The sequence below is a fragment of the Sphingomonas sp. LH128 genome, assembly GCF_000293195.2.
In the GTDB taxonomy this organism is placed as follows: domain Bacteria; phylum Pseudomonadota; class Alphaproteobacteria; order Sphingomonadales; family Sphingomonadaceae; genus Novosphingobium; species Novosphingobium resinovorum_A.
In genome coordinates, this window is sequence record NZ_ALVC01000011.1 from 22,576 (window position 1) to 49,267 (window position 26,692).

The window sequence follows — 26,692 nt, forward strand, 5'->3', positions numbered from 1 at the left end:
AGTAGTGTATCCTCTAAACCCGCTCAGGCTGAGCATGTCGAAGCCCCGCCGACTATACTTCGGCTCAGGCGGTTCCGCCCACCGTCAGTCCCTCGATCAGCAGGGTGGGCTGTCCGACACCGGCGGGCACGCTCTGGCCGCCCTTGCCGCACACGCCGACGCCGCGGTCGAGTTCGAGGTCGTTGCCGATGCCCTTGACCTTGGTGAGCACCGAGGGGCCGTCGCCGATCAGCGTCGCGCCCTTGATCGGAGCGCCCAGCTTGCCGTTCTCGACCATGTAGGCCTCGGTGCAGGAGAACACGAACTTGCCGGAGACGATGTCGACCTGGCCGCCGCCGAAGTTCTTGGCGAAGATGCCCTTCTTCATGCCAGCGAGCAGTTCTTCCGGATTGTCGTTGCCGGCCTTCATGAAAGTGTTGGTCATGCGCACCTGCGGGGCATGGGCGTAGTTCTCGCGGCGGCCGTTACCGGTGGGCTCGACGCCCATCAAGCGGGCGTTGAGGCGGTCCTGCATGTAGCCCTTGAGGATGCCGTCCTCGATCAGCACGGTCTCGCGCGTCGGGGTGCCCTCGTCGTCGATGGTGAGCGAGCCGCGGCGGTTCGGGATCGAGCCGTCGTCGACGATGGTGACGCCGGGTGCGGCCACCCGCTCGCCGATGCGGCCGGAGAAGGCCGAGGTGCCCTTGCGGTTGAAGTCGCCTTCGAGGCCGTGGCCGATCGCCTCGTGCAGGATCACGCCGGGCCAGCCGGGGCCGAGCAGCACGGGGAACTCACCGGCGGGGGCGTCGATGCTTTCGAGGTTCACCAGCGCGGTGGCGAGGGCGGTGTCGATGCCCTCATTCCAGTTCTCGGGCTTGAACAGGTCGTCGTAGAGGAAGCGGCCGCCCATGCCGAACGAGCCGGTTTCGCGCCGCCCGTTGCTTTCCGCCACGATCGAGACGTTGAGGCGCACCAGCGGGCGCACGTCGGTCGCTATGTAGCCGTCCGGGCGGACGATCTCGACCACCGACCACGAGCCCGACAGGCTGGCGCTGACTTGCGCCACGCGCGGGTCGCGGGCGCGGGCGGCGGCGTCGATCATCTCCAGCAGGCGTACCTTCTCGGCGAAGGGCACGAGGTCGAGCGGGGAGACGTCGGTGTAAAGCTTGGCGTTGGTGCGCTGCGGGGCGGCCGGGCGGATGCCGGTGGCGGGATCGAGCAGGCGCAGCGTTTCACCGGCGCGGCGGATGGCGGCGGCGGAAATCTCGTTGGCATGGGCGAAGCCGGTCATCTCGCCCGAGACGCCGCGCAGGCCGAAGCCCGCGTCGCGCGAATAGTCGGCGGTCTTGAGGCGGCCGTCATCGAAGCCGAACGCCTCGCTGGCGACGAACTGCATGAACAGTTCGCCATCCTCGCAGGACTTGAGCGTCTCGGCGGCGAGCGCCTGTGCCTCTTCGGGCGAGAGCTGGGTGTAGAGCAGCGAGCGCGGGTCGGTCATGGTCATGCCGCCGATATAGGCAGCATTATCCCCGCGCGAAAGACAAGAACCGCGAAGGGATCAGGCGGCCTGCTGGTCTGCCCCGTTGTCGGCAACCCCGCCCTTGAGCACGAAGCGGCGGTCGCAGTAGCCGCATTCGACATAGCCCTTCTCGTCGATTTCGAGCCAGACGCGGGGATGGCCGAGCGCGGCTCCGCCGGGAATGTCGGTGGCCCCGTCGCAGGAGACGCGGTGGGAATCGGTGAATACGGTTTCGGGCGCGTTGGTCATGGTGTCGCCGGATTACCAAGGGTTTGCGGCGATTTCCAGATGGAATGCGCGTGGGATGGGAAGGAAGGCCCACCCCCTCCCCCCTCCCGCAAGCGGGAGGGGGGAGGAAAAGCGCTGGGCTACCCCTCCCGCTTGCGGGAGGGGAGCGAGACTTGGACCGCAGGTCCTAGTCGCAGCGGGGTGTGCTCTATCAGGCCGCGACGGCCAGCGAACCCGCTTCCTCGATCGCGGCAGCGACCGACTTCGCGCGGGTGTCGGCGTCGATGGCGATGCCTTCGGCCAGCACGAAAGTCGGCTCGGTCACGCCGATGAAGCCGAGCACCGCGCGCAGGTAGCTCTCTGCGTGCTCGAAGGCGGCGGCAGGCTGGCCCTCGCCGTAGTAGCCGCCGCGGGCGAGCGCGACGTAGACCTTCTTGTCGCCGGCGAGGCCCACGGGGCCTTCGGCGGTATAGCGGAAGGTCTTGCCGGCGATGGCGATGCGGTCGATCCAGGCCTTGAGCTGGCTGGGGATCGAGAAGTTGTAGAAGCCCGCGCCGATCACCACCACGTCGGCGTCGAGGAACTGCGCCAGTTCGGGCGTTCCCTCGGGGTTGCCGAGGACGTCGAGGGTCAGGTGCGCCAGCGGCTCGGCGGCGAGGTCGCGGTAGGTGACTTCGAGCGAGGGATCGGCCGTGGTCAGCGAGGATACGATGGCGGCGGAAATGGCGCGGCTGGCCGAATTGTCGCCGAGAATGCTGGAATCGAGGTGGAGGAGCTTCATGGGAGGGTGCCTCAGTCTGGAAATGTGACCAGGTCTAGCTATGTTGCTGGAATGATCGCGCCAAGAGCGCATATTTTCGGGACCTGGTACCATGAAGCTGACTACGTTCGACGAAGCTGACCGGCCTGCCGCCGCCCCGCAGGAAGCGATCGTCCACGACCCCAACGGCAAGGACTGCCGCCTCGTCGGCGACATTCTCGCCCGGGTCGGGGACAAGTGGTCGATGCTGGTGGTGATGACGCTGCTCGAGGCGCCGCTGCACTTCAACGAGTTGAAGCGCGCGATCCGGGGCGTGTCGCAGCAGATGCTCTCGCGCAATCTGCGCGCGCTGGAGCGGGACGGACTGGTCGAGCGTACCGTCCATGTCGGTGTGCCGGTGCGGGTGGAGTATGCGCTGAGCGACCTTGGTCGGTCGCTCGCAGGCCCGGTGCAGGCGCTGGGCGCCTGGGCCGCCCGGGCACGTCCGGCGATCGAGGCGAGCCGCACCGCGTTCGACCGGGAGCACGATGCCCAATGAGGGTAAATCTTCAAGCCACCGGGATTTTCCGCTCCTCTACAAGCGCTTGACTGCCGTAACCGTTATGTCATCCTGCGATTGCTGCACCGCAAGGTAGCGGTGCCGGAAGGAGGTCTATGGCTGGTCGACCGGTTGGAGCTTCGTCGGATTTTCGTGGTCTTGTGGATTCTCAGGCTTCCGCGGATTTTCTCAGGCAGCTAGCGGGCTATGGCCTCACGACTGTCGAGATTCACTATTTCCTGCCCGACCATCCCCGCTTCCTGCAGCTTTTCGCCTTTCAGCAATACGACGTGGCACCGCGCTTTCCCGTGCTCAAGGGCTTCCTCGATTACTGGACGCGCGAGATCGAAGGTCCGCTTCATTCGGTGCGTATCGCCCACAATCACCTGATCGGGCCGCAGGAATGGCGTGCGGTGGACGGGATCATCTCGATCCACTGATAGACTGGCCACTGACGGGGTCTTGCTCCTGACATGCTGCGGGTGGATACCCGGCGCATTCGCAAGAGGAGACAGCCATGTCCAAGATCGCCGTCGTCGTCGGCAGCCTGCGCGCCGAATCGTTCAACCGCAAGCTGGCGGAGGCGCTGATCCGCCTGCCTGCCGCCGAGGGGCATGATTTCACCTTCGCCGACATCGGCGCGCTGCCGCTCTACGATCAGGACGACGACGATGACCAGGCCGAAAGCGTCAAGGTGCTGAAGGCGCTGGTTTCAGGTTCGGACGGCGTGATGTTCGTGACGCCGGAATACAACCGCTCGATGCCGGGCGTACTCAAGAACGCGATCGACAACGCCTCGCGGCCTTATGGCCAGAGCGCCTGGGCGGGCAAGCCTGCGGGTGTGATCGGCGTGTCGGTGGGCGCGATCGGGACCGCGCTGGCGCAGCAGCACTTGCGCAACGTGCTGGCCTATCTCGACATGCCGACGCTGGGCGCACCCGAGGCGTTCCTGCAGTGGAAGGAGGGCCTGCTGAACGAGGACGGCACCGTGGGCGCGCAGTCGGCGGACTTCCTTGGCGGCTGGATGACGGCTTTCCTGGACTACGTGGCCATTCACAGCTGACGCAGTTCCTCCCCGGAACGGGGAGGGGGACCACTCGAAGAGTGGTGGAGGGGCATAGGCCAGAATTACGTGGGCCGGAGGGGCAGCGCTTTGCGGCGCGTGCCCCTCCACCATGCTGCGCATGCTCCCCCTCCCCCGATGGGGGAGGAGCCGGAAATCAGATGATCCCCACCGCAGTCCCGGCGCGGGTGAACATGCCGATGATCTGCTGCACCTGCTCCGCCGAATGCTCGGCGCAGAGCGAGCAGCGCAGCAGCGTCATGTTCGCAGGCGTCGCCGGCGGACGCGCGAGGTTCACGTAGAGGCCCTCGTGCAGCAGCGCTTCCCACATCATCGCGCCGCGCTCCAGATCGGGCATGATGACCGAGATGATCGCGCTCTGCGGCTCGGTCGTGCCGAGCTGGAAGCCCGCGTCGGTCAGGCCCTTGTGCAGCGTGCGCGAGCTGTCCCACAGGTGGGCGCGCTTGTCGGCGGCGGTCATCAGCTTGCGAATCGAGGTGGTCGCGGTGGCGACGACGCTCGGCGGCAGGCTGGCGGTGAACACGTAGGGGCGGCAGACCAGGCGCATGATCTCGAACTTGGGATGGTTCGAGACGCAGAAGCCGCCGACGGTGCCGACCGACTTGGAGAAGGTGCCGATCACGAAATCGACGTCATCGAGGCAGCCCTGCTCCTCGGCCACGCCGCGTCCGTTGGGGCCGATGAAGCCCATAGAGTGCGCCTCGTCGACCAGCACCATCGCGCCGTACTTCTTGGCGACCGCGATCATTGCCTTGAGCGGGGCGATATCGCCCAGCATCGAGTAGACGCCCTCGAGGATCACCAGCTTGCCGGCGCCCTCGGGAATGCGCTTGAGGCGCTTTTCCATCGCCTCGATGTCGTTGTGCTTGAAGGGCACGACTTCGGCGTCGCCCATCTTGCAGCCGTCCCAGATCGAGGCGTGGCTGTCGATGTCGAGGACGATGTAATCGCCTTTGCCGGCGATGGTCGAGATGATCCCGAGGTTGGCCTGGTAGCCGGTCGAGAACACCATGGCGTGGTCCATGGCGTAGAAGTCGCAAAGCGCCTCTTCTACCGCCTTATGGCCTGCGTAGGTGCCGTTGAGTACCCGGCTGCCGGTCGTGCCGGAACCGAAGTCGTCGAGCGCCTGCTTGCCCGCCGCGATCACGTCGGGGTCGAAGGTCATGCCCATGTAGTTGTACGTGCCCAGCAGAATCGTCTCGCGCCCGTTGCACATGGCGACGGTGGGGGAGATGACACGCTCCATGACCAGCCCGAACGGATCGGTCACGCCGGTGGCGAGCAAGTCGCTGCGCATCTTGATGAGCGGGTCGAACTTGCTGAAAAGATCGGTGCTTTCAACGGTCTCGGTCATCGCGTTCAGCCCTTGAGCTTGACCACGGCATCGACGAGCTGGCCGTAGTTCTCGATCTCGGCCTGGGCATTCATCGAGATGATGATGTCGAACTCGTCCTCGATGGCGGCGACGAAGTCCATCACCGTCAGGCTGTCGAATTCCAGGTCGTCGGTGAAACGGGTGGCATCGGTCACTTCGACGCCCTTCTTGTTGAAGGGCTCGATCAGCGCGGCGATGCGGGCCGAAGTCTCTGCGCGGTCCATGGGTATCTAACTCCGAAAGCGTCGGGCGGCTCTCTGGCCGGGAATTGCGGCGCAAAAGCGGCGCGGGTGTAACATGTCAAGGGCGCGCTTACAGCAGCGCCCGTACCGCCTGCATGAACGGGCCGATCGAAACCGGCTTCGCCAGATAGCCTTCGGCGCCTGCCTCGCGGATGCGTTCCTCGTCGCCCTTGCCGGCGTAAGCGGTCACCGCGAGTACGGGAATCGTGCGCAGGACGGGGTCCTTCTTCGCCGCCTCGATCAGGTCCAGCCCCGAGACATTAGGGAGCTGGATGTCCATGATGACGAGATTCGGCACGAATTGCCGCGCCTTGTCGAGCGCATCGAGGCCATCGGCGCACGGCTCCACCGCGTAGCCCTGACTGCGGAGCACATCGCAAAACAGCTTCCGGTTGAGATCGTTGTCCTCGACAACGAGGATTCGCTTTGCCATTCGACGCCCTGATGACCATCTGGGGTAATATACCCCGTCTATTCCGTCCGAGTGAGACTGACAATTCTTCGAGAGCCCTCATCCCCATCCGATCCGCAGGCGCTGGCCCTGAACGCCCTCGGCTGGGTGCTGAGCGATCAGGACCGTGCCGAGCGTTTCCTGTCGCTCACCGGCCTGACGCCGGAGGAACTGCGCGCCTCGCTGGGTGAGCCCTCCACGCTGGGTGCGGTGATGGATTTCCTGTGCGCGCACGAGCCGGACCTGCTGGGCGCGGCCGACGCGCTGGGCGTTCAGCCCGAGACGCTGGTTGCCGCACAAAGGAAGCTGGGCGCATGACAAAACCGCTGCTCATCACCGACTGCGACGAAGTGCTGCTCCACATGATAAAGCACTTCCGCGACTGGCTGGCCGAGGAAGAAGGCGTCCATTTCGATATCGAGAACGGCGAGTTCTACAAGTCGATGCGCCGGATCGGCAGCGACACGCCGCTGGAACAGGCGGAGATGTGGACGCTGCTCAACGGCTTCTTCGATTCGCAGATGCACCGCCAGACGCCGATCGAAGGCGCCGTCGATGCGATCGCCGCGATCCGCGAGCACGCCGACGTGGTGGTCCTCACCAACCTCATGGATTTCCGCCGCGAGGCGCGCGAGGCGCAGCTGATCGAACACGGCATGCCGCTGCGCGTCTTCACCAATCAGGGACCGAAAGGCCCGGCGCTCCAGGCGATCCTCGACGAGTACCAGCCCAGCCGTGCGGTCTTCATCGACGACCTGTCGCAGCATCATGGCTCGGTCTTCGAGGTTTCCCCCCATGTTCGCCGACTGCACTTGTGCGGTGAACCGAAGATCGCCCCCAACATCAAGTGCGCTCTCCAGCTCGGCCACGCCCACGCGCGGATCGATGACTGGAAGACCGCGCTCCCCTGGCTGCTGACCAATCTTACGGCCCCCAGCCTGACCCGCGAAGAAGAGGAATTCCATGAGCAAGATTGATGACCGTCTCGCCGAACTCGGCCTGACCCTGCCTGCGGCGGCGGCCCCGGTTGCCGCGTACGTTGCCGTGGTCGAGGCGGGTGGCCTGGCCCACGTTTCCGGCCAGTTGCCTTTCGTCGATGGCAAGCTCGTCACCGGCCGTCTGGGCGAGGATGTCTCCATCGAGGCGGGCACCGAAGCAGCACAGGCCTGCGGCGTGATGATCCTGGCGCAGCTGAAAGCCGCGCTCGGCTCGCTCGACCGGGTGGAGCGGATCGTCAAGCTGGGCGGTTTCGTCAATTCCACCGGCGATTTCACCGACCAGCCCAAGGTCATCAACGGCGCCTCCGAGCTGATGGTCGCGGTGTTCGGCGATGCCGGCAAGCATGCGCGCAGCGCGGTCGGCGTGCCGGTGCTGCCGCTGGGCGCCGCCGTCGAAGTGGACGCCATCGTTGCCGTTCGCCCTGCTTGATCGCTGGCGTGCGCCTGCACCCGATCCGCGCAAGGTCGCGTGGATCGGGGCGCAGGACTATGCCCATCGGGGGCTACACGGCAGCGGCGTGCCGGAAAACTCGCGCGCGGCCTTCGCCAGGGCCATCGCGGCAGGCAACGGCATCGAACTGGACGTGCAGCGTTCCGGCGATGGGCAACCGGTCGTCTTCCATGACGATACGCTCGATCGCCTGACCGGCGAGAGCGGCCCCACCGAGCGCCGCAGCGCGGCGCAGCTGGGCACCATAACTTTGACGGGCACGGCAGAGACCATCCCGACCCTGCGGCAGGTTCTGGCGCAAGTCGGCGGCAAGGTCCCGGTGCTCATCGAGATCAAGTCCGACCGCAAGGTTCGCATGGCCGCGCTGTGCCTGGCGGTGCGCCGGGTGCTGGAGGGTTATACCGGCAACCACGCGGTCATGAGCTTCGACCCGCGCGTATCGCGCTGGTACTGGCGCCATTCGCCGCACACGGTGCGCGGCCTCATCGTTTCCGAGGGCGAGGACCGGGCGCTGCCCGGCAAGATCCGCCGCCGCCTGTCGCTGTGGCATGCCCGGCCCGATTTCCTCGCCTACGACGTGCGCGATCTGCCGAGCCGCTTCGCTGCCGCGCAGCGAGGCCGGGGCCTCCCCGTCGCGACCTGGACCGTGCGCGAGCCCGAGCACGACGAGCGCGCCGCCGCTTACGCCGACGCGGCCATTTTTGAGATTCGCGAAGGGGACGCGTGAGCGAGGGCGCCTTCACCGCCCGTCTGCTCGGCGCCGTGGGTGATCTGCCCGCCGATCAGTGGGATGCGCTGACCGATGGGGCGAATCCCTTCGTCGCTCACGCCTTCCTCACTGCGATGGAGGAATCGGGCAGCGTCGGCGGCCGCAGCGGCTGGACGCCATTACCGCTGGTGATCGACGGTCCTGACGGCAGCCTCGCCGCCGCGCTTCCGGCCTACCTGAAGGAGCACTCGCAGGGCGAGTACGTCTTCGACCATGCCTGGGCCGATGCCTGGCACCGGGCCGGCGGCTCGTACTATCCCAAGCTGCAGATTGCGGTGCCTTTCACCCCGGCCACCGGCCCGCGCCTGCTGACACCGCATCCCGAACTCATGCTGCCGCTACTGCGCGCGGCGGAGACGCTGTGCCGTGACAATGGCCTCTCCTCCGCCCACGCGACCTTCATCGAACCGGCGCAGGTCCCCGTGTTCCAGAAGGCCGGATGGCTGCTGCGCGAGGACATTCAGTTTCATTGGGAGAATCGCGGCTACGCGACTTTCGACGATTTCCTCGGGCAACTGTCGTCCCGCAAGCGCAAGGACCTGCGCAAGGAGCGCGAGAAAGCGCAGGAGGGCGTCGAGATTCGCGCTCTGTCAGGCGATGAGATCACCGAGACGCACTGGGAAGCGTTCTGGGATTTCTACCAGGACACCGGCGCGCGCAAATGGGGCCGTCCCTATCTCACGCGTGAGGCGTTCAGCCTGCTGGGCGAGACGATGGCCGATCGCATCCTGATGGTGCTGGCCTTCATCGACGGGCAGCCCGTCGCCGGCGCGCTGAACTTCATCGGCGATGAGGCGCTGTACGGACGCTACTGGGGCGCCGTCGTCGACAAGCCGTTCCTGCACTTCGAACTGTGCTACTATCAGGCGATCGATGCCGCGATCCGGCTGGGCCTGGGCCGTGTCGAAGCGGGCGCGCAGGGCGGGCACAAGCTGGCGCGAGGATACGAGCCGGTGCGCACGATCTCGGCGCACTACATCGTCCATGATGGTCTGCGGGCCGCGATTGCCGACTATCTCGAGCAGGAGCGGGCAGGGATCGCCATCGACCAGCTCCGGCTAGGCGGGCATTCGCCCTTCCGCAAGGCCTAGCTCAGGCAGCCTTGCGGACCGTCGCGCCCAGCCACTGGCGCGCGCGGCGCTGGGCTTCGGCGATTTCACGGGCTGTCATGTCGTCGGCGACTTCAGCGCGGCAGACGGTGGCTTCCTCGTGCCCGCCCACGGCGGCGAGGTTGAACCACTTGTGCGCTTCGATGAGGTCGCAAGGGGCGCCGTGGCTGCCGGTCGAGAATGCGACACCGAGATCGAAATAAGCCGAAGCATCGCCCTGCGCGGCGGCGGACAGCGCCTCGGCGATGACCATGTCGCCTGCGAAGTCGTTCGCGGCGGCCGGCGTGGCGAGATCCTGGTTAATCCAGACAGTTTCCATCGTAATCCCCGTGCCTTCAAAAAGGGTTGTGACCGCGTGGACCTCAATCGTTTGCAAATGGCCCCTGCGTTCGATTTGGCCAATCTGTCCGACGGCGATCAAGAAATGGTTAACGGCGACTGCGAGCAGGTCCCGCCTGCGGATTAACTTTGTGTCACCCGGAGACGGCGTTAAGAATTTTGTGGATCGCCACGGATATACGCTTGTGCGGTCAAGAGTGCGGAATTATAGGCCGCCTCAACTGCGGATCGTTGTACGGTTACCGGAAAAAATTCGGGGCTGCAGGGCGTTGGCGATCTGTGGAAGCACTGCGGAGTTTCTCTGGATGGCAACGGCCCTAGCTGACGAAATTGATGTACTCGCCAAGGCAAAGCGTGCAATTGGCGGCGCCTACATTTCCGAACCTGACGAAGAATACATGAATGAGGCACAGCAGGATTATTTCCGGCGGCTGCTTCTGGCATGGAAAAAGTCGATCCTCGATGCGGCAGCAGGCACGCTGCAGCAGTTGCAGGACGGCCCGATTCGCGAACCCGACCTCAACGATCGTGCCTCGAGCGAGACCGACTGGGGTATCGAACTGCGCACCCGCGACCGCCAGCGCAAGCTGATCGCCAAGATCGATTCGGCCATGCGCCGCATCGAGGAAGGCGAATACGGCTACTGCGAGGTCACCGGCGAGCCGATCGGCCTCGGTCGTCTCGAAGCGCGTCCGATCGCGCCCATGACCGTCGAGGCGCAGGAAGCGCACGAGCGCCGCGAAAAAGTCTCGCGCGACGACTGATTGGATCGCGGCACCGGCCCGGTGCCGCGATTCCGACAAACAAGGTCAAGACCCGGCTCCGACTCTGTCCGGAGCCGGGACATTAAGCCTTTGTTTGCCAATGGCGGCTAGGAATACGGGCCAAAGCACGGTAGTTTGCCGCGCATTGGCGGCACGATCGTGACGTGCATTTTGAAACGCCCCGGACGAAGATCGCATGAACCAAGGTGAAAATCGGCAGATTGCGCGCGACAGCCTGTTCCTCATGGCTGACCTTCGCGTGGACGGTCTCGACGGCGATTTCCGGATCAAGGTGCGCAACCTCTCGGCCGGCGGCATGATGGGCGAAGGCAACGTGCGCGTCGTGCGCGGTACCGTCGTCTCGGTCAACATCCGCAATATCGGCTGGGTCGAAGGCTCGGTCGCCTGGGTGCAGGAAAGCCGCTTCGGCGTCGCTTTCCGCGAGGACATCGATCCGCGCCTCGCCCGCGCGCAGGCCGGCCAGGCCGGGCAGGTCGAGCATATGACCCCCGATTACTTGCGCAACTACCAGGCCCCGACGACCGACGCGACGCTCCTGCGCAAGATCTGAGAGGGAAAGCGGAAAAATCCCGCGCGCCGGTTGCGAGGCGCGGGAAATCGGCTACTCCCTGTTCCATGCTGTCCAAGCGCCAAGCCTCGCGGGTGCTGGCCGTTGCGGCCGCCTTCACGCTCGCCTCCTGCAGCGGCTACGATAACTCGGCGCTGGGCGTCGCAGTGGTCGGGCAGCCCGGCGATCCCTTCTCCGAAAGTTCCGATCTCTCGGCCGGAGCCGTACTGGTCCGCGCCTCGACGGTGGAGGGGCTGGTCGCCTTCGACGATGCGGGGCGGGTGATCCCGGCGCTCGCGGATCGCTGGATCGTCACCGACGACGGACAGAGCTACATCTTCCGTCTGCGCGACGGCAACTGGGCCACCGGCGAGCCGATCACTGCCGATTCGGCGCGCCGGGCGATCAATGCCGCGCTCAAGGCGCTCGATGACGGGCCTTTGGCGCATGATCTGTCAGGCATAGACGAAGTACGCGCGATGACCGGGCGCGTGATCGAGATCCGCCTCGCGCGGCCGACGCCCTATCTGCTCCAGCTGCTGGCGCAGCCGGAACTGGGCCTCTACCGCAAGGGCCGGGGCACCGGCCCGATGAGTGTGACGCGCGCGGGCAGCATGGCGACGCTCAGCGCGATCGATCCGGCGAAGCTGGGGATGCCGCCGATCGACAAGTGGGCGGAGCGCACGCGGCAGATCCACTTGCGCGCGCTGCCGGGCGCGCAGGCGGTGGCGGCTTTCAACGACGGCAGCGTCGATCTCGTGCTCGGCGGACGCATCCAGGATTTCCTGCAGACCCGCTCGGTCGGCATCCTGCGCGGGACGATCCAGCTCGATCCGGTGGTCGGCCTGTTCGGGCTGCAGGTGATGAACGACAAGGGCTTCCTGTCCGAGCCCGCCAACCGCGAGGCGCTGGCCATGGCGGTCGACCGGGAGGGACTGATCTCGCCCTTCGGCGTCGGCGGCTGGGCCGCGACCACGCGCATCGTCACGCCCAGCCTCGATGGCGATCTCGGCACCATCGGCGAACGCTGGGGCGAGCAGACTCTCGAACAGCGCCGCGCTGTCGCCGCTGCACGCGTGAGGGCGTGGCAACCGCCGGCGGAACAGCATTCCGCATCGGTGGCCGCATCGGTGGCCGCATCGGTGCCCGCATCGGGGACGCCTCGCCTTCGCCTGAGCCTCTGGCTGCCCGAAGGCGTGGGCGCCACCGTCCTGTTCAATCGGCTCGCAGGGGATTTCGCGGCGATCGGGGTCGGGCTGGACCGGGCGAAAGACGTGGACAGGGCCGACCTCGCGCTGATCGACGACGTCGCCCGTTATCCGCGCGCGGCGTGGTATCTCAACCGCCTGTCCTGTCATGCGCGCCGCGGGCTCTGCTCGCAGGAGGCCGATGCGCGGGTGGCCGAGGCCGGGGCGGCTTCCACCCCCGCAGAGCGCGCCGCGCTGCTGACCGAGGCCGAGGCCGAACTGACCGGCGCCAACGTCTTCATTCCCTTCGGCACGCCGATCCGCTGGTCGCTGGTTCGCGGAAGTGTGGACGGGTTCTCGGCGAACCCCTGGGGCTGGCATCCCTTGATGCCGCTGGCCTGGCTTCCCAAATAGCAGTCTGCGGCACCCGAGGCCGCTGTTCGACAAGAGGCGGGTAGACACGTGGTTACGCAATCGGCACGGCGCATGGACTTCGAGGTTCCGCTCGGCAACGATCCCGTTTCGATCCGCCGCCGGGTAGAGGCGCTGGAACGCGTGCTGGAGCGTGCCTTCGTCGTACCGGGCATCCGCCGGGAGGTCGGCCTTGACGCCGTGATCGGACTGGTGCCGGTCGCAGGTGACCTGATCGCGGCCGCCATGGGCCTCTACATCGTGTGGGAGGCGCGTAATCTCGGCATGTCGAAATGGCAGCTGGCGCGCATGACCGCCAATGTCGGGTTCGATACGCTGGTCGGTGCGATCCCCGTGGCGGGCGACCTGTTCGACTTCCTGTTCCGCTCGAACAGCCGCAACCTCAAGATCATCCGCAAGCATCTCGACAAGCATCATCCGCATACCCGGGTTATCGACGCCTGACCTCTTCGCGGCTATGAGCGGGGCATGAAAACCGCCTGCCTCGCCATGGCCGTGCTTGCACTGGCCGCCTGCTCGAAGTCCGACACCGCGCCCGGTCCGGGCGGCGTGACGATGGGCGAGGCCCGCGCGCTCGACGAGGCGGCAGCGATGCTGGATGAGCGGCGGCCGCCTGCGGAGGCCGTCGCTCCTGCCGAGGCGCAGGCTAGCGAGGCTGCGCAGTAATCAATCGAAGCTGACTTTGCCGCGCCCGGCCTTGACCGAGCCGCGCAGCTTCTTGCCTTTCAGGCGCTGCTCCTTGCCGACGCGGTTGAGGCGGCTCTTGGCGCGTTTTTCGGGCAGCTTGTGTGCTTCGGTGAGCATTTCGGCCAACCGCTCGCGCGCGTCGGCGCGGTTGGCTTCCTGCGTGCGGAAGCGGCGCGCGGTGAAGACCAGTTCGCCGCGAGCGGTCATGCGGCTGCCGGCCAGTTCCTTCAGCCGCGCGAAGACCGGCGGGATCAATCGCAGCGCATAGACGTCGAGGCGCAGTTGCACCGCCGTCGCCACTTTGTTGACGTTCTGGCCGCCTGGACCGGCGGAGGCGATGAAGCTCTCGCTCGCCAGCGCCTGCGCGCGGCCTATCGTGGCCTCAAGATCGCTCATTCATCGGGAGATTCGGGCACGGGTTCGGACGGGGCTTCGGACGCGATGTCCGCAAAGCCGAAGGCGGCGAAGTCGGCGGGCAGGGGGGCTACGGCGACGATCGGCGCCTTCTCGCCGCCGCGCGGCACCGTCAGGCCTGACGCGTGAAGCATGGTGCGCGGGGCGCCGCTCTTGGTGCCGTAGACCGGATCGCCCAGCAGCGGGAAGCCGAGGCCCGAGGCGGCATGGACGCGGATCTGGTGGGTGCGGCCGGTTTCCGGGCGGAATTCGACGAGGGTGAGGCCGTTGCGGGTATCCAGCTTGCGCCAGTGGGTGACGGCGGGCTTGCCCTTGCGCGCGGGGATCATGCGCCAGCCATCCTTCGCGGTGCTGACCTTGGAGAGGTTGAGCGCGATCGTGCCCTCGTCTTCGGCGATTTCGCCCGCGACGATGCCGAGGTAACGCTTTTCGACCGTGCGCTCCTCGAAAGCGGCGGAGAAACGCTTGAGCGCCTTGGGGTTGCGCGCCAGCAGCAGGCAGCCCGAGGTGTCCTGGTCGAGGCGGTGGACCGGCGCGGGTTCGCGGTGAAAGCCGAGCTTGAGTTCGTCGAGCCGGTCTTCCAGGCACTGGCCGCCCGCGCGGGGACGGTCGAGCGGAAGGCCCGCAGGCTTGTCGATGACGAGCGCTTCGCCGTCTTCGAAGAGGATTTCGAGTTGCATCATCGTTTCTTTCGTCTTGAGCGGTACTTGCCCACCCCGTCCGGCTAGGCCCTTCGGACCAAGCCTCCCGACCCTCCCGCAAGCGAGAGGGTGATATTCTCGTCTCCCCTCCCGCTTGCGGGAGGGGTTGGGGGTGGGCCTTACCTCAACCCACCGCTTCGGCAATCCGCCTGCAGGCCTCTATCAGCTTCGCCTCGTCCGCCGCGAAGCTGATGCGGAAGCCGCCGTTGCCGCCGAAGGCCGAGGCCGGCACGATCGCAACGCCGTGGTCCAGCAGGTGCAGCGCCAGCTTGGCGTCGTCACCGAAGCGCTCCATCAGCGGCGCGGCATCGACCATGCAGTAGAAGGCGCCGTCGGGCACCGGCGTCGAGAGGCCGGGGATCGCGTTGATCGCCGAGACCACCAGATCGCGCCGGGCGCGGAAGCGTTCGCACCACTGGCCGAGGAAATCCTGCGGCCCCTCGAACGCGGCGACGGCGGCGGCCTGGCTGATCGAGCAGGGATTGCCCGAGGAGTGCGACTGCAGTCGCTCCATCGCCTTGATCAGCCACTCCGGCCCGGCGGCGACGCCGATGCGGAAACCCGTCATCGCGTGGCTCTTGGAGACGCCCGAGACGGTCAGGATGCGATCGGCAAGGTCCGGGCACAGGTTCGCCAGCGTGGCATGCGGCCCGCCTGTATAGTTGATCGGCGCGTAGATATCGTCCGACAGGACCAGCACGCGCGGATGATGGCGCAGCACTTCGCCGATGCCGAGCAGCGTTTCCGCAGGCAGGCAGGCGCCGGTCGGGTTGCCGGGGCTGTTGAGCAGCACCCACAAGGTATTCGGCCCGATCTGCGCTTCGAGGTCGGCCGGGGTGAAGCGGAAGTTGTCCTTGGCGTGGGTGTGCAGCGGCACCACCTTTCCGCCCGCGAAGCGCACGATTTCCGGGTAGCTGACCCACCATGGAGCAGGGACGATCACCTCGTCGCCCTCGCTGATCGTGGCGAGCATGGCGTGGAAGATCGCCTGCTTGCCGCCCGCACTGACGGTCACCTGCGACACGGGAACCTCGATCCCGAGGTCGCGCGCGAAGTGCAGCGCGGCGGCCTGCTTGAGCCGCGAGGTGCCGCCGACCGGCGTGTATTTCGTCTGGCCGCCGTCGAGCGCGGCCTTGGCGGCCTCCAGCACATGCGGCGGAGTGGCGAAGTCGGGCTCACCCACGGAGAGCGAGATAATGTCGCGCCCCGCTTCGCGAAGCTGGGTGGCGCGGTCGGTCATCGCCGTGGTCTGTGACGGGGCGATGCGGGAAAGGGCGGTGGACAGGTGCATTGTGGGGCGTCTCTTAGAACAGGAGCCGAGGATCGCAAAGCATCGTCCGGCGGGGGCTTCGACAAGCTCAGCCTGAGCGGAATTTAAAGACCTGCTCTCAAAACCGCTCAGGATGAGCTTGTCGAAGCCCCATCAGGCCGAACATCTACCATTTACAGCAGCCGCGCCGGGATCAGCCCGCGCAGGGCATTGCCGATGAAGAACCCACCCGCCAGATCGTCCAGCGTCAGCTGCGCTTCCACCGCGCGGCCCGAATCCAGCAATGAGCGGCGCAGCACGCCCGGCAGCAGGCCCAGCGTCGCGGGCGGGGTCAGCAGCATGCCGCCGCGCTCGACGAACAGGTTGGTGAAGCAACCCTCGGTGACGAGGCCGTCGTCGCGCAGCAGGATCGCCTCGTCCGCGCCGTTCGCGCGCGCCACTTCGAGGCCCTTGTCGTAGAAGCCGCGATCGGTGGTCTTGTGGGCGAGCCGCCAGTCGCCGCTGTCGACCGGCAGGCGCAGTACCGCGACGGTGGCGGGCTCCGTCAGAGGAGCGGGCAACTCGGACAGTTCGAGCGAGAATGCCCCGGTCCGGCCGACCACAAGGCGCAGCTTCGATGCGGCTTCCGCCTCGAAACACAGCGCCTGGATGGCGTTGCGCACCGCATGCCGGTCGAAGCCGAAGCCCAGCGTCGCGGCGCTCGCAGCTATGCGTTCAAGGTGCGGCTCAAGCAGCGCGATGCCGTCTTCGGGCGTGAAGCGCATCGTCTCGATCAGATCGAAGCTGGCAGGCGACACCACTTCTCCGGCAACCTGCACTTGCGACTCTCGCACGAAACCCCCTTTGACCAGACATTCCCGCCATTCGGGAAGCGCTTGCGAATCCGCGACCACGGCGGACCCGACCCCTAGGACAGCGCGACCGTCACGGTCGAGACGCAGAGTGCGGATTGCCACATTGAAAGCCGCATCGCCAGAGGGTTCGAGATAACCGATAGAACCGCAGTAAAGCCCGCGCGGTGTCCGCTCGGCTTCGGCGATCAGTTCCATGGCGCGGATCTTGGGCGCTCCGGTGATCGAGCCGCAGGGGAACAGGGCACGCAAAAGGTCGAGTCCGCCGCGCCCCTCGGGAAGCGTGGCACGCACTGTCGAGACCATCTGGTGGACGGTGGGGTAGCTCTCGATCGCGAAAGGGTTTTCCACCCGGACGCTGCCCGGCTCGGCCACGCGCGACAGATCGTTGCGCATGAGGTCGAGGATCATCAGGTTCTCGGCGCGGTCCTTGGTGCTGGCGGCAAGATCGGCGGCCAGCGCGGCATCGCCGGCGGCATCGCGGCCGCGCGGGCGGGTGCCTTTCATCGGGCGCACTTCCGCCTCGCGGCCCGAAAGGCTGAAGAACAGCTCCGGCGAGAAGCTGAGGTGCCAGCGCGCGCCGTCGTGGATGACCGCGCCGTAACCGGCCGCCGCGCGCGGGCCCAGCGCGGCGTAGAGCGCCAGCGGGTCGCCGCTCCACGGGCCTGCAAGCGGCAGTGTGAGGTTCGCCTGGTAGATGTCGCCCGCTTGAATCGCGCCGTGGATAGCGGCGAAGGCCCGTTCGTAGCTGCCGAGATCGACTTGCGGCTCCAGCGGCCCGATGGCGGGGCGTTCCGGCCCGGCACGGGCGGCCAGCCAGAGCGGGACCTGGGAGGGAGAAAGCGTCTCGTATCCGTCGAAGGCGCCGAACCACAGCAGAGGGGCGCCAGTTTCCCGCAAGCGCCCGGCGAGGCGCGGTTCCAGCGCCAGTCCGGCCTCGTAGGTCATGTAGCCCGCCAAATGCAGGCCCTGCCGCGAGAGGGCCTGCAGACGCTCCAGCGCGGGCAGCACCTCGTCACCGCGCATCGCCACTACGGTTTCGCGGGCGCCGCGGTAAAGCCGGGCATCGGCGGCGTCTTCGCTGCGGGCGTCATCGAGGAGGACGAAAGGGTCGGTCATGGGATCGGGCGGGCCTTTAGCGGGAGTTTGCCGCTGTGCCCACCCCGCTGCGACTAACTACGCCTGCGGCTTCGTAAGTCTCGCTCCCCTCCCGCAAGCGGGAGGGGTTGGGGGTGGGCCCTTCCGCAGCACCGATTGCCACGCTACACCCATGGTGCGACAGGGCTTGGAGACGACGGGATGAACGAGATTTTCCTCGGACTAGGCGGCGATGGAGAGCGGCAGGTGCTGCGCCTCGGCCGCGCCAACCGCCACGGCCTGATCGCGGGCGCGACCGGCACCGGCAAGACGGTGACCCTGCAGACCATTGCCGAGCAGTTCTCCGCCGCCGGGGTGCCGGTGTTCATGGCCGACGTGAAGGGCGACCTCTCGGGCGTGTGCATGGCCGGGAGCCCGCAGTTCAAGAACGCCGCCATCCTGGAATCGCGGGCTAAGGAGATCGGCATCGCCGACTATGCCTACGCCGACAACCCCGCGGTCTTCTGGGATATCTACGGCGAGCAGGGCCATCCGGTGCGCACTACGATCTCCGAGATGGGACCGCTGCTGCTGGCCCGGCTGATGGACCTCAACGAAACGCAGGAGGGCGTGCTCAACATCGTCTTTCGCTATGCCGACGAACAGGGCCTGCTGCTGCTGGACCTCGAAGATCTGCAGGCGATGCTGACGTACGTGGGGCAGAACGCCGCCGATCTGGGCCTCAAGTACGGCAACGTGTCCAAGGCGAGCGTCGGCACCATCCAGCGCCAGCTCCTCGCGCTCGACAGCCAGGGGGCGGCGCAGTTCTTCGGTGAGCCCGCGCTGGAGATCGCCGATTTCATCAAGTGCGACGATCAGGGGCGCGGCTACATCAACGTGCTTGCCGCCGACAAGCTGATGCGCAGCCCGAAGCTCTATGCCACGTTCCTGCTCTGGCTGCTGTCCGAACTGTTCGAGGTGCTGCCCGAGGTCGGCGATCCGGAGAAGCCCAAGCTGGTGTTCTTCTTCGACGAGGCGCACCTGCTGTTCGACGATGCGCCCAAGGCGCTGCAGGACAAGGTCGAGCAGGTCGTTCGCCTCGTCCGTTCCAAGGGCGTGGGCGTCTACTTCGTGACGCAGAACCCGATCGACATTCCCGAGGAGATCGCCGGGCAGCTCGGCAACCGCGTCCAGCATGCGCTGCGCGCCTTCACCCCGCGTGACAAGCGCGCGATCAAGGCGGCGGCCGAGACCTTCCGCATCAATCCTGCGCTCGACGTCGAGGCGGCGATCACCGAGCTGAAGGTGGGTGAGGCGCTGGTCTCCACGCTGGACGACGAGGGCGCGCCTACGATGGTGCAGCGCACGCTGGTGGCGCCGCCGCGCTCGCGGCTGGGGCCGATCACCGACAAGGAGCGTGCGATCGTCCAGTCGATCAGCCCCTTCGAGGGCAAGTACGACACCCGCGTCGACCGCGAGAGCGCGGAGGAAGTGCTCGCCGCCAAGGCCGCCGACGCCGCCGCCACTGCGCAGGAGGTGGAGGAGAAAGGCCGCGACGAGGTCGCCAAGCAGGAGCCCCGGCCTGTGGGACGGCATCGGCGGCAAGGTCGCCAAGGCCGCCGCCGGGGCTGCGGCCGCCAGCGCCGGGTCGATCCTCGCGCAGACGATGCAGGGCAAGAAGAGCCGCGCCAGCCCCAAGGCCTCGGCCGCCAGCGCCGCTGCCGGGACGGTGGGTGATGCGCTGGGCAAGGCGATCGGCTTCCCCGGACTTGGCAGGTTCGCGCGCAATCTCATCGGCGGATTGATGCGATAGTGCGAAGGCTCGTCGTCCCGGACTTGATCCGGGACAGGTGGCGATCCTTGGGCAGAAGCGCGTTGCACGCGCTGGCCGGCGGTCGGGTCACGGCCAGCGGTCCCGGATCAAGTCCGGGACGACGTATCGTGATGCTGCTTGCCCTTCTGTTCGGCAGCATGACCGTAGCCGCGCAGGCGCAATCGGTCCCGCTCGGGCGGCTCGACGACACTGCCAAACCTGCGGCCTACCGGCTGGACCTCACCATCGATCCGTCCCGTCCGCGCTTTTCCGGGCATGTCGAGATCGACGTCGTGCTCGCCGCGCCGGCCTCTTCCATCGTGCTGCACGGGCGCGGGCTCGACGTGTCGCGCGTCATGGCGCGGGCAAAGGGCCGGTCGGTTGCCGGGCGCTGGCAGCAGATCGACCCCATCGGCGTCGCGCGAATCGCATTCCCGGAAGACCTGCCCGCCGGGCCGGTCACGCTGGCCTTCGATTACGACGCCCCGTTTGCCGACGGACCTGCCGGACTTTTCCGCGAGCAGGTCGAAGGCGCATGGCATGTCTGGTCCCATTTCGAGGCGATCGATGCCCGCGCCGCGTTCCCCGGCTTCGACCAGCCCGGCTTCAAGACGCCCTTCACCCTCACCCTGCGCACGCCCAAGGGCCTGAGCGCGATCGGCAACGCGCCCGAAGCCGGGCCGCCGGTCATCGAGAACGGGCTGGAGGTGCACCGCTTCGCGCCTACCGCACCGCTGCCGACATACCTCGCCGCGATGATGGTCGGCCCTTTCGCTTCGCTGGCGGGGGAGGCGAAGTCTTTGCCCCTGCGCATCGTCTCGACCCGCCAGAACGCCGACAGGCTGGCTTTCGCGCTTGACGGTACGCGCCGCATCACCGGGTTGCTGGAGGATTATTTCGGCACGCCCTTTCCCTTCCCCAAGCTGGACCAGATCACCACGCCGGTCCTGCCCGGCGCCATGGAGAACGCGGGCGCGGCGCTCTATCGCGACGACCTGCTGGTGGTGGATGCCGGGGCGCCGGTCACCCGCCAGCGCGCCTTCGGCACGATCGTGGCGCACGAACTCGGCCATCAGTGGTTCGGCGATCTCGTCACTCCGGCATGGTGGGACGACTTGTGGCTGAACGAGAGCTTCGCCAACTGGATCGGCTACCGCATCGGTGACGCCTGGCGCCCGGACCTCGGCATCGCCCGAGATGCGCTGGGCACCGGATTCGAGGCGATGGAAACCGACGCACTCCTCGTCGGTCGGCCGGTGCACCAGTCCATCGACGACAGCCGCCGGATCGAAACCGCCTTCGATGCGATCACGTACGGCAAGGGCGGCCACGTCGTTGGCATGGTCGCGGCATGGCTCGGCGACGAGCGGTTCCGCGAGGGTGTGCGCCGGTATATCGCCGCGCATGCGGGGGGCACCGCCACCAGCGAGGACTTCTTCGCCGCGCTCGCCGAAGTCGCGGGCAATCCCAAGCTGGTGCCGGCGATGCGCAGCTTCGTCGAGCAGCAGGGCGTGCCGCTCCTTGCCATGCGGCGCGACGGGGACCGGGTCATGGTCACGCAGTTGCGCTACACCACGGCGGGCGTCGCGCCGCCCGAAACGCGCTGGACGATCCCGCTGTGCCTGCGACGCCGGGATGGCAAAGGGGGAGAAGCGCGCCGCTGCTTCATCATGGACCAGCACACGCAGAGCTTCATGCTGCCCGGAGAGGGGCCGGTGTTCCCCAACGCGGGCGGCACCGGCTACTACCGCTTCGAGCTGACCGCCGGCCACTGGCAGGAACTGATCGCCGGGGCCGACCGCCTGCCGGGCGGCGAGGCACTGGCGCTGGTCGATTCGCTCTGGGCTTCGATCCGCGCGGGGCGCGGCACCATCGGCGAGATGGCGCGGCTGGAGCGCAGGCTCATCCGGCACCCCGATCCTCATGCCGCCGACGCCGCCGACAAGGCGCTGGCGAAGCTGGTGCGCGAGAACATCGTCGGCGCACCGGGACGGCGGGGGTTCCGGCTCCTGCGCGAGAAGCTCTACGGGCCGCTTCTGAAGGAGTATGGCTTCGACCCGCGCGCCGGCGTTTATGCGCATGAGGGAGCAGCACGCGCGCAGCGGCGGGTGCAGGTGGTCAATGCGCTCGTCGGCACCAGCGCCGGGCGGCAGCTGCGAAAGCAGCTGGGCGCGGCTGCCGTGGCTTACCTGGCGGGTGATGGGGCTGCGCTTGACCCCGCGTGGTTCGACCATGCGTTCGATCTGTACCTTTACGACCGCGATGGAGCGGCGGTGCGCACGCTGGTGGACAAGGCGCTGGCTTCGGAGGACCCGGTATTTCGCCCGGCAGCGCTTGGCGCGGCGGCGCGCACGGGCTTTCCGGCGATGGCGGCGTGGCTGCTTTCGCTCGACGATCCGCGCCTGCGCGAGAGCGAGCGGCGCGATCTGCTCGACGGTATCATGGCACGCAGTGCCAGCCGCGAATATGGCTACGCCTGGGCGCTGTCCCACGTCGGGGCCTTGCTCGGCGGGGCGGATGGGCAGGCGGTTTCGACGCGCCTGCCGCAGATGCTCGGACGGTTCTGCTCGGTGGCCTGGGCGGACCGGATCGCGCGGGACTTCAAGGCGGCGTTCGCGGCGACGCCGGGGGCGCTCGAACTGGACCGCGCGGTCGAGCGGGTGCGCAACTGCGGGCTGCTCGACGACATGATGGGGGCCCAGATCGACGCGGAATTCGCGACGTTGCGGTAAGGTTCCTGCCCGAGCCGGGGAGGCACTCAGCTCAGCGGCAGCTCCAGTCTCACCGTCAGCCCTTCGATCTCGCCGGTGGGCGAAAGCCGGTTTGCCAGCACCAGAGCGCCGCCGTGCTGGTCGGCGATGGCCCGCGCCAGAGCCAGACCGAGGCCCGCCCCGCCGGTCGCCTTGTTGCGCGAAGGGTCGCCCCGCACGAAAGGATTGGTCATCGCCTCGATCTCGTCGTCGGGGATGCCGGGGCCGTCGTCCTCGATGCGGATCACCGCATGGTCTCCGTCCTTCTCCAGCCCCACCCTGGCACCGCCGCCGTAGCGCAGCGCGTTGTCGATGAGATTGCGCAAGGCGCGCCGCAGCCAGGTCGAGCGCAGTTCGAGGACGGTGCGCTGGGTGTCGCCGAGATCGACCGGCTCACCCATGTCCTCGTATTCCTCGACGACCGAGGCCACGAGCGCGGAAAGTTCGGTACGCTCGCGCGGGTCGCTTGGGCGGCCGACGCGGGCGAGCGAGAGGATGTCGTCGAGGGTGCGCACGATGTCCTCGATCGTCGCGGCCATGCGGCCGCGCTCGGTATCGTCCTCGACCGATTCGATGCGGACGCGCAGGGCCGCGAGCGGGGTCTTGAGGTCGTGGCCGATGGCGCCCAGCATCACGTCCTTCTCATCCAGCATGGCGACGATGCGCGCTTCCATCGCGTTGTGCGCGACGATCAGGCGCTGCATGTCGTCCGGCCCGCTGGGATCGAGCTGGCCGGCCGAGCCGGGGCTGACGGCGAATTGCTCGACCCGGCGGGTGAGCGCGGCCAGCGGCCTGGTGATACGCCGCAGGATGAGCGCGACGGCGCCGACGAGCACGAGGTAGATGATCACGGTCTGCACGATCAGCGGGCGGATCATGACGTTGAAGGCGCGCGGGCTGCGCACGCGGGCGACCATCCAGCTGGTCTTGCCTGGCTGCTTGACGCCGACCACCAGCAAGTGATCGTCCATCATCTCGCTGACTTCCGGCCCTTCGAGCCGACCATGCGCGGCGCGTTTGTAGGTATGAGTGCGGGCGAACGCATCCCGGCCGACGGTGCGGTGGACGACCACGATCTGCGAAGCGGGAAAGTCCTGTTCGGCCAGCGTGTGCTGCAGCCGCTCTTCCATGTCGGCGTCACGCTTTTCGCCGGTGCGCAGCGGGGAGCCCTCGCTGAGTTCCAGCGGGAAGCCGCGCAGGGGCGGCCCACCGAAAGGCGCGCGATCCCGGTCCCGATCGTTGCCGCGCAGCATCCGTCCAAGGGCACCGCGTCCGCGCGTCTCGGCAATGAGCTTGAAGGCGACGGCATTGCTCATGCCGGCCTCGTAGCCCTCGCGCTGGGCGCGGTAGACGAGCAGGGCGCCGATGCCCTGCACCAGCAGCAGCGCCGCCGCCACCGCGAGCAGCATCTGGCCCATCAGGCTGCGGGGCCTGATCACGGAAGGGATCGCAAGGCGCATCAGTCCTCTATCGGTACGCGGCGCACGTCCGCCGCCAGCATGTAGCCGCCGCCCCAGACCGTCTGGATAAGCTGGGCGTTGCGGCTGTCCTGCTCGATCTTGCGGCGCAGGCGGCTGACCTGGTTGTCCACCGCGCGGTCGAACAGGTGCGCCTCGCGGCCCTGCACCATGTCGAGCAGGCGGTCGCGGTTGAGCACTTGCCGGGGGTGTTCGAGGAAGGCCATCAGCAGCCGGTATTCCACCGAGGAAATGGCGACGACCGCGCCTTCGGCATCGATCAGGCGGCGCTTGAGCGGATCGAGCCGCCAGCCCTCGAATTCGAAGGCCTCGTTCTCGACCGGGGCGGGCGCGGCGCGCGAGGCGCGGCGCAGGACGCTGCGCACGCGGGCGACCAGTTCGCGCGGCTCGAAGGGCTTCACGACATAGTCGTCGGCGCCGATCTCCAGCCCGACGATGCGGTCGGTCGCCTCACCGCGCGCGGTGAGGAAGATCACCGGCACGTCCTGCGCCTCGACCAAATGGCGGCAGAGCGACAGGCCGTCCTCGCCGGGCATCATGATGTCCAGCAGGACGAGGTCGAATTTGGCGTCCCGCAGGCGCGAGCGGGCCTCGGCCGCGCTCGACGCCTGGACGACGGCGAACCCCTGCCGCGACAGGTAGTCGCCCAGGGGTTCGCGAAGGGAAGCCTCGTCGTCGACGAGCAGCAGCTTGGCCGGAGAAGGAGCAGGCGCGGTATCGTTCATCTCTAAATCCATGGCGTTACCGCGCCTTCCTGTCAGTTCGCAGCCTTCTTGTCAGCCTTCTTGGTCTCCCAGCGGGCCTTGCGCTCGTCCATGTGCGCCTTGCGGGCGGCTGCGCGCTCTTCCTTGGTCACCTTGCCGTCGTGGTTGGTGTCCTGCGCATCGAAGCGCTTGAGGGCAGCGGCAATGAACTCGGCCTGAGTGACGGCGCCGTCGTTGTTGGCGTCGGCCTGCTTCTCCATCATCATGCCGCCGCGATGGCCACCACGACCCATCTTGCCGTGCGTACCCCTATGTATTCCGGGGCGCATGCCGTCATGCTCGCCGCCGGGAGGGGGCGGGGGAGAAGCGCCGTCTTCGCCAGCCGGAGGCGGGGGCGGCGGGCCGTCCTTGCCGTCAGGACCGGGGCCGCCGGGGCCACGCCCTTCGGGACCGCGATCGGCCATGAACTCGGCCTTGGAGATCGAGCCGTCTCCGTTGGTATCGAGCTTCGCGAACATTGTCTCACGCATCTGCTGGTGCATCAGTTCGCGGTCGGCCTTGTCGAGCTTGCCGTCCTTGTTGGCGTCCAGCCTGGCGAAGAGTTCGGTCGCGCGGGCCTGGGCCTCGGCGCGGGCGATCACGCCGTCGCCGTCGGCGTCCATCCTGGGACGCTCCATACGGGGCTTCTGGGCTGCGGGTGCGTTGTTGGCAGGGGCCTGGGCGCAGGCCACGCCGCCGATCGTCAGTGCAGCAGCCGAAAGGCCGAGCAGCAGGGTCTTCATCGAGGTCATGTGTCTTGTCCCGTAACAATTGGATGAGAGCCACAGGACAGCAAGGGAAGGGAGGGGGAAGAACTGTCCTGCGGCTCTCTATGATCCTGTCTAAACGCCGGTTGTCGCGCAGTTGTGCCGGGACATGCGTTTATTGTCGTCAATTGTCACAAGTAGAGCGGGCGTTCATCTGCAAGCTATCCCTCCCCGCGCTTGTCTTGGAGGAGGATTTAGCGCGGGCGGCCCCGTGTGCCCATTCCCGCCGTCACGAACAGCGCGCTCGCGGGTTGCGAGACGTCGGCGGTGTGCCACACGCCCGCCGGGTTCACGATGTACTGCCCCGCCTGCAAGGTCTCGGAATGGAGGCGGCCATCGGGGTATTCCTGGATCAGCGTGATCTCTCCGGACAGGCATACGACGAGTTCGTCGCCCTCCGGGTGCATCTCCCACGAATCCCAGCTGCTCGAGAAATCGTACATGCTGACGAGGCGGCCCTCCCTCCCATCGGCTGCGGTGCGCTCCCCATAGGCCGCGTACCAGTCCATCCCGGTGAAGGCAGGCTGGTCCGCGACCTTCGCGCCAAGGCCGAGGTGGACCGGAAAGGTGCGAAGGTCGCGCGCCGTCATGTCAGAGCGGCTCGCACTGGGCGTGCAGCCACGTCAGCGCGTCTCCTTCCAGCTGCGGCGCGACGATCTCCAGCACCCGCGCGTGATAGTCGTTCCACCACGCGACTTCGGCCGGAGATAGCAGCGATGTGTCCACCAGGCGCCGCTCGATCGGTACGTGGGTGAGCGTCTCGAAGCCGTAGTATTCGCCGTCCGAGCCCGCGATCTCGCGCTTTTCGACGAGGATCAGGTTCTCGATGCGGATGCCGTATTCGCCGGTCTTGTAGTAGCCCGGCTCGTTCGAGAGGAACATGCCCGGCAGCAGCGGCTGGTCGGTGCCCGCTTGCCCGCCCGAGGACTTGGCGATGCGCTGCGGCCCTTCGTGAACGGCAAGGAAGCTGCCGACGCCGTGGCCGGTGCCGTGGGCATAGTCGAGCCCCACCTGCCACAGCGCATGGCGCGCCAGCACGTCGAGCTGGCTGCCCGCCGTGCCCTTGGGGAAGACCGCAAGGGCCAGCGCGATGTGGCCCTTGAGCACGCGGGTGAAGCGGTCCTTCACTTCGGCGAAGGGCGCATCAGGCCCGACCCAGACGGTGCGGGTGATGTCGGTGGTACCGTCGAGGTACTGCCCACCCGAGTCCACGAGGTAGACCGAGTTGGGTTCGAGCGTGAGGCTGGTCTCTTCCGACACGCGGTAGTGCGGGCTCGCTCCGTTAGGACCGGCGCCGGAGATCGTGTCGAACGACAGGTCGCGCAAGCTGGGATCGAGCGCGCGGAAG

Annotated in this window: 31 protein-coding genes; 15 read left to right on the plus strand and 16 right to left on the minus strand. The window is 67.3% G+C overall.

Annotated features, from left to right (window positions below; genetic code table 11):
• Positions 1-64: 64 nt before the first annotated feature.
• The 3 genes from tldD to LH128_RS01320 all read right to left on the minus strand — a co-directional run bounded on the left by tldD (position 65) and on the right by LH128_RS01320 (position 2,507).
• Entirely contained in the window at positions 65-1,483 is a 1,419-nt protein-coding gene (gene tldD, locus LH128_RS01310) for a metalloprotease TldD (RefSeq protein ID WP_008827764.1), read from the minus strand.
• Positions 1,484-1,537: 54 nt separating this feature from the next.
• Positions 1,538-1,747 (minus strand): zinc-finger domain-containing protein, encoded by a 210-nt coding sequence (locus LH128_RS01315; protein ID WP_008827765.1) that lies wholly within the window; start codon positions 1,745-1,747, stop codon positions 1,538-1,540.
• Positions 1,748-1,937: 190 nt separating this feature from the next.
• Positions 1,938-2,507 carry an FMN-dependent NADH-azoreductase gene (locus LH128_RS01320; protein WP_008827766.1) on the minus strand — a complete coding sequence of 190 codons (570 nt, stop codon included), beginning with the start codon at positions 2,505-2,507 and terminating at the stop codon, positions 1,938-1,940.
• 91 nt (positions 2,508-2,598) lie between these two features.
• On the opposite strand from LH128_RS01320, the gene LH128_RS01325 reads away from it, so the two are divergent.
• The 3 genes from LH128_RS01325 (at position 2,599) to LH128_RS01335 (ending at position 4,087) form a co-directional block, all read left to right on the plus strand.
• Positions 2,599-3,024, plus strand: a complete 426-nt coding sequence (locus tag LH128_RS01325; protein WP_008827767.1) for a winged helix-turn-helix transcriptional regulator — start codon at positions 2,599-2,601, stop codon at positions 3,022-3,024.
• A 116-nt stretch (positions 3,025-3,140) separates the two neighbouring features.
• The gene (locus LH128_RS01330) at positions 3,141-3,464 is read left to right on the plus strand and encodes an usg protein (protein WP_202196460.1); all 324 of its coding nucleotides are present in this window, start codon (positions 3,141-3,143) and stop codon (positions 3,462-3,464) included.
• Between the two features lie 77 nt (positions 3,465-3,541).
• Positions 3,542-4,087 carry an NADPH-dependent FMN reductase gene (locus LH128_RS01335; protein ID WP_008827769.1) on the plus strand — a complete coding sequence of 182 codons (546 nt, stop codon included), beginning with the start codon at positions 3,542-3,544 and terminating at the stop codon, positions 4,085-4,087.
• Positions 4,088-4,244: 157 nt separating this feature from the next.
• On the opposite strand, the gene spt is transcribed toward LH128_RS01335, so the two are convergent.
• The 3 genes from spt to LH128_RS01350 form a co-directional block, all read right to left on the minus strand.
• The gene (spt, locus tag LH128_RS01340) at positions 4,245-5,462 is read right to left on the minus strand and encodes a serine palmitoyltransferase (RefSeq protein ID WP_008827770.1); all 1,218 of its coding nucleotides are present in this window, start codon (positions 5,460-5,462) and stop codon (positions 4,245-4,247) included.
• A 5-nt stretch (positions 5,463-5,467) separates the two neighbouring features.
• Positions 5,468-5,707 (minus strand): acyl carrier protein, encoded by a 240-nt coding sequence (locus LH128_RS01345; RefSeq protein ID WP_008827771.1) that lies wholly within the window; start codon positions 5,705-5,707, stop codon positions 5,468-5,470.
• 88 nt (positions 5,708-5,795) lie between these two features.
• On the minus strand, positions 5,796-6,158 hold the full coding sequence (locus LH128_RS01350) for a response regulator (RefSeq protein WP_008827772.1): 363 nt from the start codon (positions 6,156-6,158) through the stop codon (positions 5,796-5,798).
• Between the two features lie 51 nt (positions 6,159-6,209).
• Between LH128_RS01350 and LH128_RS01355 the strand changes: the two genes are divergently transcribed.
• Genes LH128_RS01355 through LH128_RS01375 form a run of 5 tightly spaced genes read left to right on the plus strand, consistent with a single transcriptional unit; the run spans position 6,210 to position 9,485 of the window.
• Complete coding sequence (locus tag LH128_RS01355; protein WP_289357446.1) at positions 6,210-6,494, plus strand: DUF3572 domain-containing protein; 285 nt, start codon at positions 6,210-6,212, stop codon at positions 6,492-6,494.
• A complete protein-coding gene (locus tag LH128_RS01360; RefSeq protein ID WP_008827774.1) occupies positions 6,491-7,153 on the plus strand; it encodes a hypothetical protein in 663 nt (220 codons plus the stop codon). Before LH128_RS01355 ends, LH128_RS01360 begins: the two co-directional genes overlap by 4 nt.
• Positions 7,140-7,604, plus strand: coding sequence for a RidA family protein (locus LH128_RS01365; protein WP_008827775.1), 465 nt, complete (start codon positions 7,140-7,142; stop codon positions 7,602-7,604). Before LH128_RS01360 ends, LH128_RS01365 begins: the two co-directional genes overlap by 14 nt.
• Complete coding sequence (locus tag LH128_RS01370) at positions 7,585-8,352, plus strand: glycerophosphodiester phosphodiesterase family protein (RefSeq protein WP_008827776.1); 768 nt, start codon at positions 7,585-7,587, stop codon at positions 8,350-8,352. Before LH128_RS01365 ends, LH128_RS01370 begins: the two co-directional genes overlap by 20 nt.
• Entirely contained in the window at positions 8,349-9,485 is a 1,137-nt protein-coding gene (locus LH128_RS01375; protein ID WP_008827777.1) for a GNAT family N-acetyltransferase, read from the plus strand. The genes LH128_RS01370 and LH128_RS01375 overlap by 4 nt, the downstream gene beginning before the upstream one ends.
• Before the next feature lies 1 nt (position 9,486).
• Here the strand turns inward: LH128_RS01375 and LH128_RS01380 are convergent, their stop codons facing one another.
• The gene (locus LH128_RS01380) at positions 9,487-9,822 is read right to left on the minus strand and encodes a hypothetical protein (protein ID WP_008827778.1); all 336 of its coding nucleotides are present in this window, start codon (positions 9,820-9,822) and stop codon (positions 9,487-9,489) included.
• 325 nt (positions 9,823-10,147) lie between these two features.
• On the opposite strand from LH128_RS01380, the gene dksA reads away from it, so the two are divergent.
• From dksA to LH128_RS01405, 5 genes are all read left to right on the plus strand, one after another.
• Positions 10,148-10,606 carry an RNA polymerase-binding protein DksA gene (dksA, locus tag LH128_RS01385; RefSeq protein ID WP_008827779.1) on the plus strand — a complete coding sequence of 153 codons (459 nt, stop codon included), beginning with the start codon at positions 10,148-10,150 and terminating at the stop codon, positions 10,604-10,606.
• 196 nt (positions 10,607-10,802) lie between these two features.
• The gene (locus tag LH128_RS01390; protein ID WP_008827780.1) at positions 10,803-11,177 is read left to right on the plus strand and encodes a PilZ domain-containing protein; all 375 of its coding nucleotides are present in this window, start codon (positions 10,803-10,805) and stop codon (positions 11,175-11,177) included.
• Between the two features lie 65 nt (positions 11,178-11,242).
• Positions 11,243-12,775 (plus strand): ABC transporter substrate-binding protein, encoded by a 1,533-nt coding sequence (locus LH128_RS01395; RefSeq protein ID WP_008827781.1) that lies wholly within the window; start codon positions 11,243-11,245, stop codon positions 12,773-12,775.
• Between the two features lie 72 nt (positions 12,776-12,847).
• A complete protein-coding gene (locus LH128_RS01400; RefSeq protein WP_008827782.1) occupies positions 12,848-13,237 on the plus strand; it encodes a DUF4112 domain-containing protein in 390 nt (129 codons plus the stop codon).
• A 24-nt stretch (positions 13,238-13,261) separates the two neighbouring features.
• Positions 13,262-13,459 (plus strand): hypothetical protein, encoded by a 198-nt coding sequence (locus LH128_RS01405; RefSeq protein WP_008827783.1) that lies wholly within the window; start codon positions 13,262-13,264, stop codon positions 13,457-13,459.
• Here the strand turns inward: LH128_RS01405 and arfB are convergent, their stop codons facing one another.
• From arfB to pabB, 4 genes are all read right to left on the minus strand, one after another.
• Complete coding sequence (gene arfB, locus LH128_RS01410) at positions 13,460-13,876, minus strand: alternative ribosome rescue aminoacyl-tRNA hydrolase ArfB (protein WP_008827784.1); 417 nt, start codon at positions 13,874-13,876, stop codon at positions 13,460-13,462.
• Positions 13,873-14,574 (minus strand): RluA family pseudouridine synthase, encoded by a 702-nt coding sequence (locus tag LH128_RS01415; RefSeq protein ID WP_202196461.1) that lies wholly within the window; start codon positions 14,572-14,574, stop codon positions 13,873-13,875. Before LH128_RS01415 ends, arfB begins: the two co-directional genes overlap by 4 nt.
• A gap of 145 nt (positions 14,575-14,719) precedes the next feature.
• Positions 14,720-15,886, minus strand: a complete 1,167-nt coding sequence (locus tag LH128_RS01420; protein ID WP_008827786.1) for a pyridoxal phosphate-dependent aminotransferase — start codon at positions 15,884-15,886, stop codon at positions 14,720-14,722.
• Positions 15,887-16,038: 152 nt separating this feature from the next.
• Positions 16,039-17,835, minus strand: coding sequence for an aminodeoxychorismate synthase component I (gene pabB, locus LH128_RS01425; protein WP_008827787.1), 1,797 nt, complete (start codon positions 17,833-17,835; stop codon positions 16,039-16,041).
• A 180-nt stretch (positions 17,836-18,015) separates the two neighbouring features.
• Here pabB and LH128_RS01430 point away from each other — a divergent pair, with 180 nt between their 5' ends.
• A complete protein-coding gene (locus LH128_RS01430; RefSeq protein WP_008827788.1) occupies positions 18,016-19,530 on the plus strand; it encodes a helicase HerA-like domain-containing protein in 1,515 nt (504 codons plus the stop codon).
• A gap of 207 nt (positions 19,531-19,737) precedes the next feature.
• On the plus strand, positions 19,738-22,338 hold the full coding sequence (locus LH128_RS01435; RefSeq protein ID WP_008827789.1) for a M1 family metallopeptidase: 2,601 nt from the start codon (positions 19,738-19,740) through the stop codon (positions 22,336-22,338).
• 26 nt (positions 22,339-22,364) lie between these two features.
• Here LH128_RS01435 and LH128_RS01440 read toward each other — a convergent pair whose 3' ends face one another.
• From LH128_RS01440 to LH128_RS01460, 5 genes are all read right to left on the minus strand, one after another.
• On the minus strand, positions 22,365-23,816 hold the full coding sequence (locus LH128_RS01440) for a sensor histidine kinase (protein WP_008827790.1): 1,452 nt from the start codon (positions 23,814-23,816) through the stop codon (positions 22,365-22,367).
• The gene (locus LH128_RS01445) at positions 23,816-24,559 is read right to left on the minus strand and encodes a response regulator (RefSeq protein ID WP_008827791.1); all 744 of its coding nucleotides are present in this window, start codon (positions 24,557-24,559) and stop codon (positions 23,816-23,818) included. Before LH128_RS01445 ends, LH128_RS01440 begins: the two co-directional genes overlap by 1 nt.
• A gap of 32 nt (positions 24,560-24,591) precedes the next feature.
• Positions 24,592-25,329: an EF-hand domain-containing protein gene (locus LH128_RS01450; protein ID WP_008827792.1), complete on the minus strand. Its 738-nt coding sequence runs from the start codon at positions 25,327-25,329 to the stop codon at positions 24,592-24,594.
• A gap of 209 nt (positions 25,330-25,538) precedes the next feature.
• Positions 25,539-25,934 (minus strand): cupin domain-containing protein, encoded by a 396-nt coding sequence (locus LH128_RS01455; protein WP_008827793.1) that lies wholly within the window; start codon positions 25,932-25,934, stop codon positions 25,539-25,541.
• 1 nt (position 25,935) lies between these two features.
• A partial coding sequence (locus tag LH128_RS01460; protein WP_008827794.1) for a M24B family metallopeptidase occupies positions 25,936-26,692 on the minus strand: 757 nt, incomplete at its 5' end.

Bases quoted from the DNA above. Each gene is read 5' to 3' on its own strand.
- tldD (WP_008827764.1), bottom strand. From the start codon at position 1,483: ATGACCATGACCGACCCGCGCTCGCTGCTCTACACCCAGCTCTCGCCC.
- LH128_RS01315 (WP_008827765.1), bottom strand. From the start codon at position 1,747: ATGACCAACGCGCCCGAAACCGTATTCACCGATTCCCACCGCGTCTCC.
- LH128_RS01320 (WP_008827766.1), bottom strand. From the start codon at position 2,507: ATGAAGCTCCTCCACCTCGATTCCAGCATTCTCGGCGACAATTCGGCC.
- LH128_RS01325 (WP_008827767.1), top strand. From the start codon at position 2,599: ATGAAGCTGACTACGTTCGACGAAGCTGACCGGCCTGCCGCCGCCCCG.
- LH128_RS01330 (WP_202196460.1), top strand. From the start codon at position 3,141: ATGGCTGGTCGACCGGTTGGAGCTTCGTCGGATTTTCGTGGTCTTGTG.
- LH128_RS01335 (WP_008827769.1), top strand. From the start codon at position 3,542: ATGTCCAAGATCGCCGTCGTCGTCGGCAGCCTGCGCGCCGAATCGTTC.
- spt (WP_008827770.1), bottom strand. From the start codon at position 5,462: ATGACCGAGACCGTTGAAAGCACCGATCTTTTCAGCAAGTTCGACCCG.
- LH128_RS01345 (WP_008827771.1), bottom strand. From the start codon at position 5,707: ATGGACCGCGCAGAGACTTCGGCCCGCATCGCCGCGCTGATCGAGCCC.
- LH128_RS01350 (WP_008827772.1), bottom strand. From the start codon at position 6,158: ATGGCAAAGCGAATCCTCGTTGTCGAGGACAACGATCTCAACCGGAAG.
- LH128_RS01360 (WP_008827774.1), top strand. From the start codon at position 6,491: ATGACAAAACCGCTGCTCATCACCGACTGCGACGAAGTGCTGCTCCAC.
- LH128_RS01365 (WP_008827775.1), top strand. From the start codon at position 7,140: ATGAGCAAGATTGATGACCGTCTCGCCGAACTCGGCCTGACCCTGCCT.
- LH128_RS01380 (WP_008827778.1), bottom strand. From the start codon at position 9,822: ATGGAAACTGTCTGGATTAACCAGGATCTCGCCACGCCGGCCGCCGCG.
- dksA (WP_008827779.1), top strand. From the start codon at position 10,148: ATGGCAACGGCCCTAGCTGACGAAATTGATGTACTCGCCAAGGCAAAG.
- LH128_RS01390 (WP_008827780.1), top strand. From the start codon at position 10,803: ATGAACCAAGGTGAAAATCGGCAGATTGCGCGCGACAGCCTGTTCCTC.
- LH128_RS01395 (WP_008827781.1), top strand. From the start codon at position 11,243: ATGCTGTCCAAGCGCCAAGCCTCGCGGGTGCTGGCCGTTGCGGCCGCC.
- LH128_RS01400 (WP_008827782.1), top strand. From the start codon at position 12,848: ATGGACTTCGAGGTTCCGCTCGGCAACGATCCCGTTTCGATCCGCCGC.
- LH128_RS01405 (WP_008827783.1), top strand. From the start codon at position 13,262: ATGAAAACCGCCTGCCTCGCCATGGCCGTGCTTGCACTGGCCGCCTGC.
- arfB (WP_008827784.1), bottom strand. From the start codon at position 13,876: ATGAGCGATCTTGAGGCCACGATAGGCCGCGCGCAGGCGCTGGCGAGC.
- LH128_RS01415 (WP_202196461.1), bottom strand. From the start codon at position 14,574: ATGCAACTCGAAATCCTCTTCGAAGACGGCGAAGCGCTCGTCATCGAC.
- LH128_RS01420 (WP_008827786.1), bottom strand. From the start codon at position 15,886: ATGCACCTGTCCACCGCCCTTTCCCGCATCGCCCCGTCACAGACCACG.
- pabB (WP_008827787.1), bottom strand. From the start codon at position 17,835: ATGACCGACCCTTTCGTCCTCCTCGATGACGCCCGCAGCGAAGACGCC.
- LH128_RS01430 (WP_008827788.1), top strand. From the start codon at position 18,016: ATGAACGAGATTTTCCTCGGACTAGGCGGCGATGGAGAGCGGCAGGTG.
- LH128_RS01435 (WP_008827789.1), top strand. From the start codon at position 19,738: ATGCTGCTTGCCCTTCTGTTCGGCAGCATGACCGTAGCCGCGCAGGCG.
- LH128_RS01440 (WP_008827790.1), bottom strand. From the start codon at position 23,816: ATGCGCCTTGCGATCCCTTCCGTGATCAGGCCCCGCAGCCTGATGGGC.
- LH128_RS01445 (WP_008827791.1), bottom strand. From the start codon at position 24,559: ATGAACGATACCGCGCCTGCTCCTTCTCCGGCCAAGCTGCTGCTCGTC.
- LH128_RS01450 (WP_008827792.1), bottom strand. From the start codon at position 25,329: ATGACCTCGATGAAGACCCTGCTGCTCGGCCTTTCGGCTGCTGCACTG.
- LH128_RS01455 (WP_008827793.1), bottom strand. From the start codon at position 25,934: ATGACGGCGCGCGACCTTCGCACCTTTCCGGTCCACCTCGGCCTTGGC.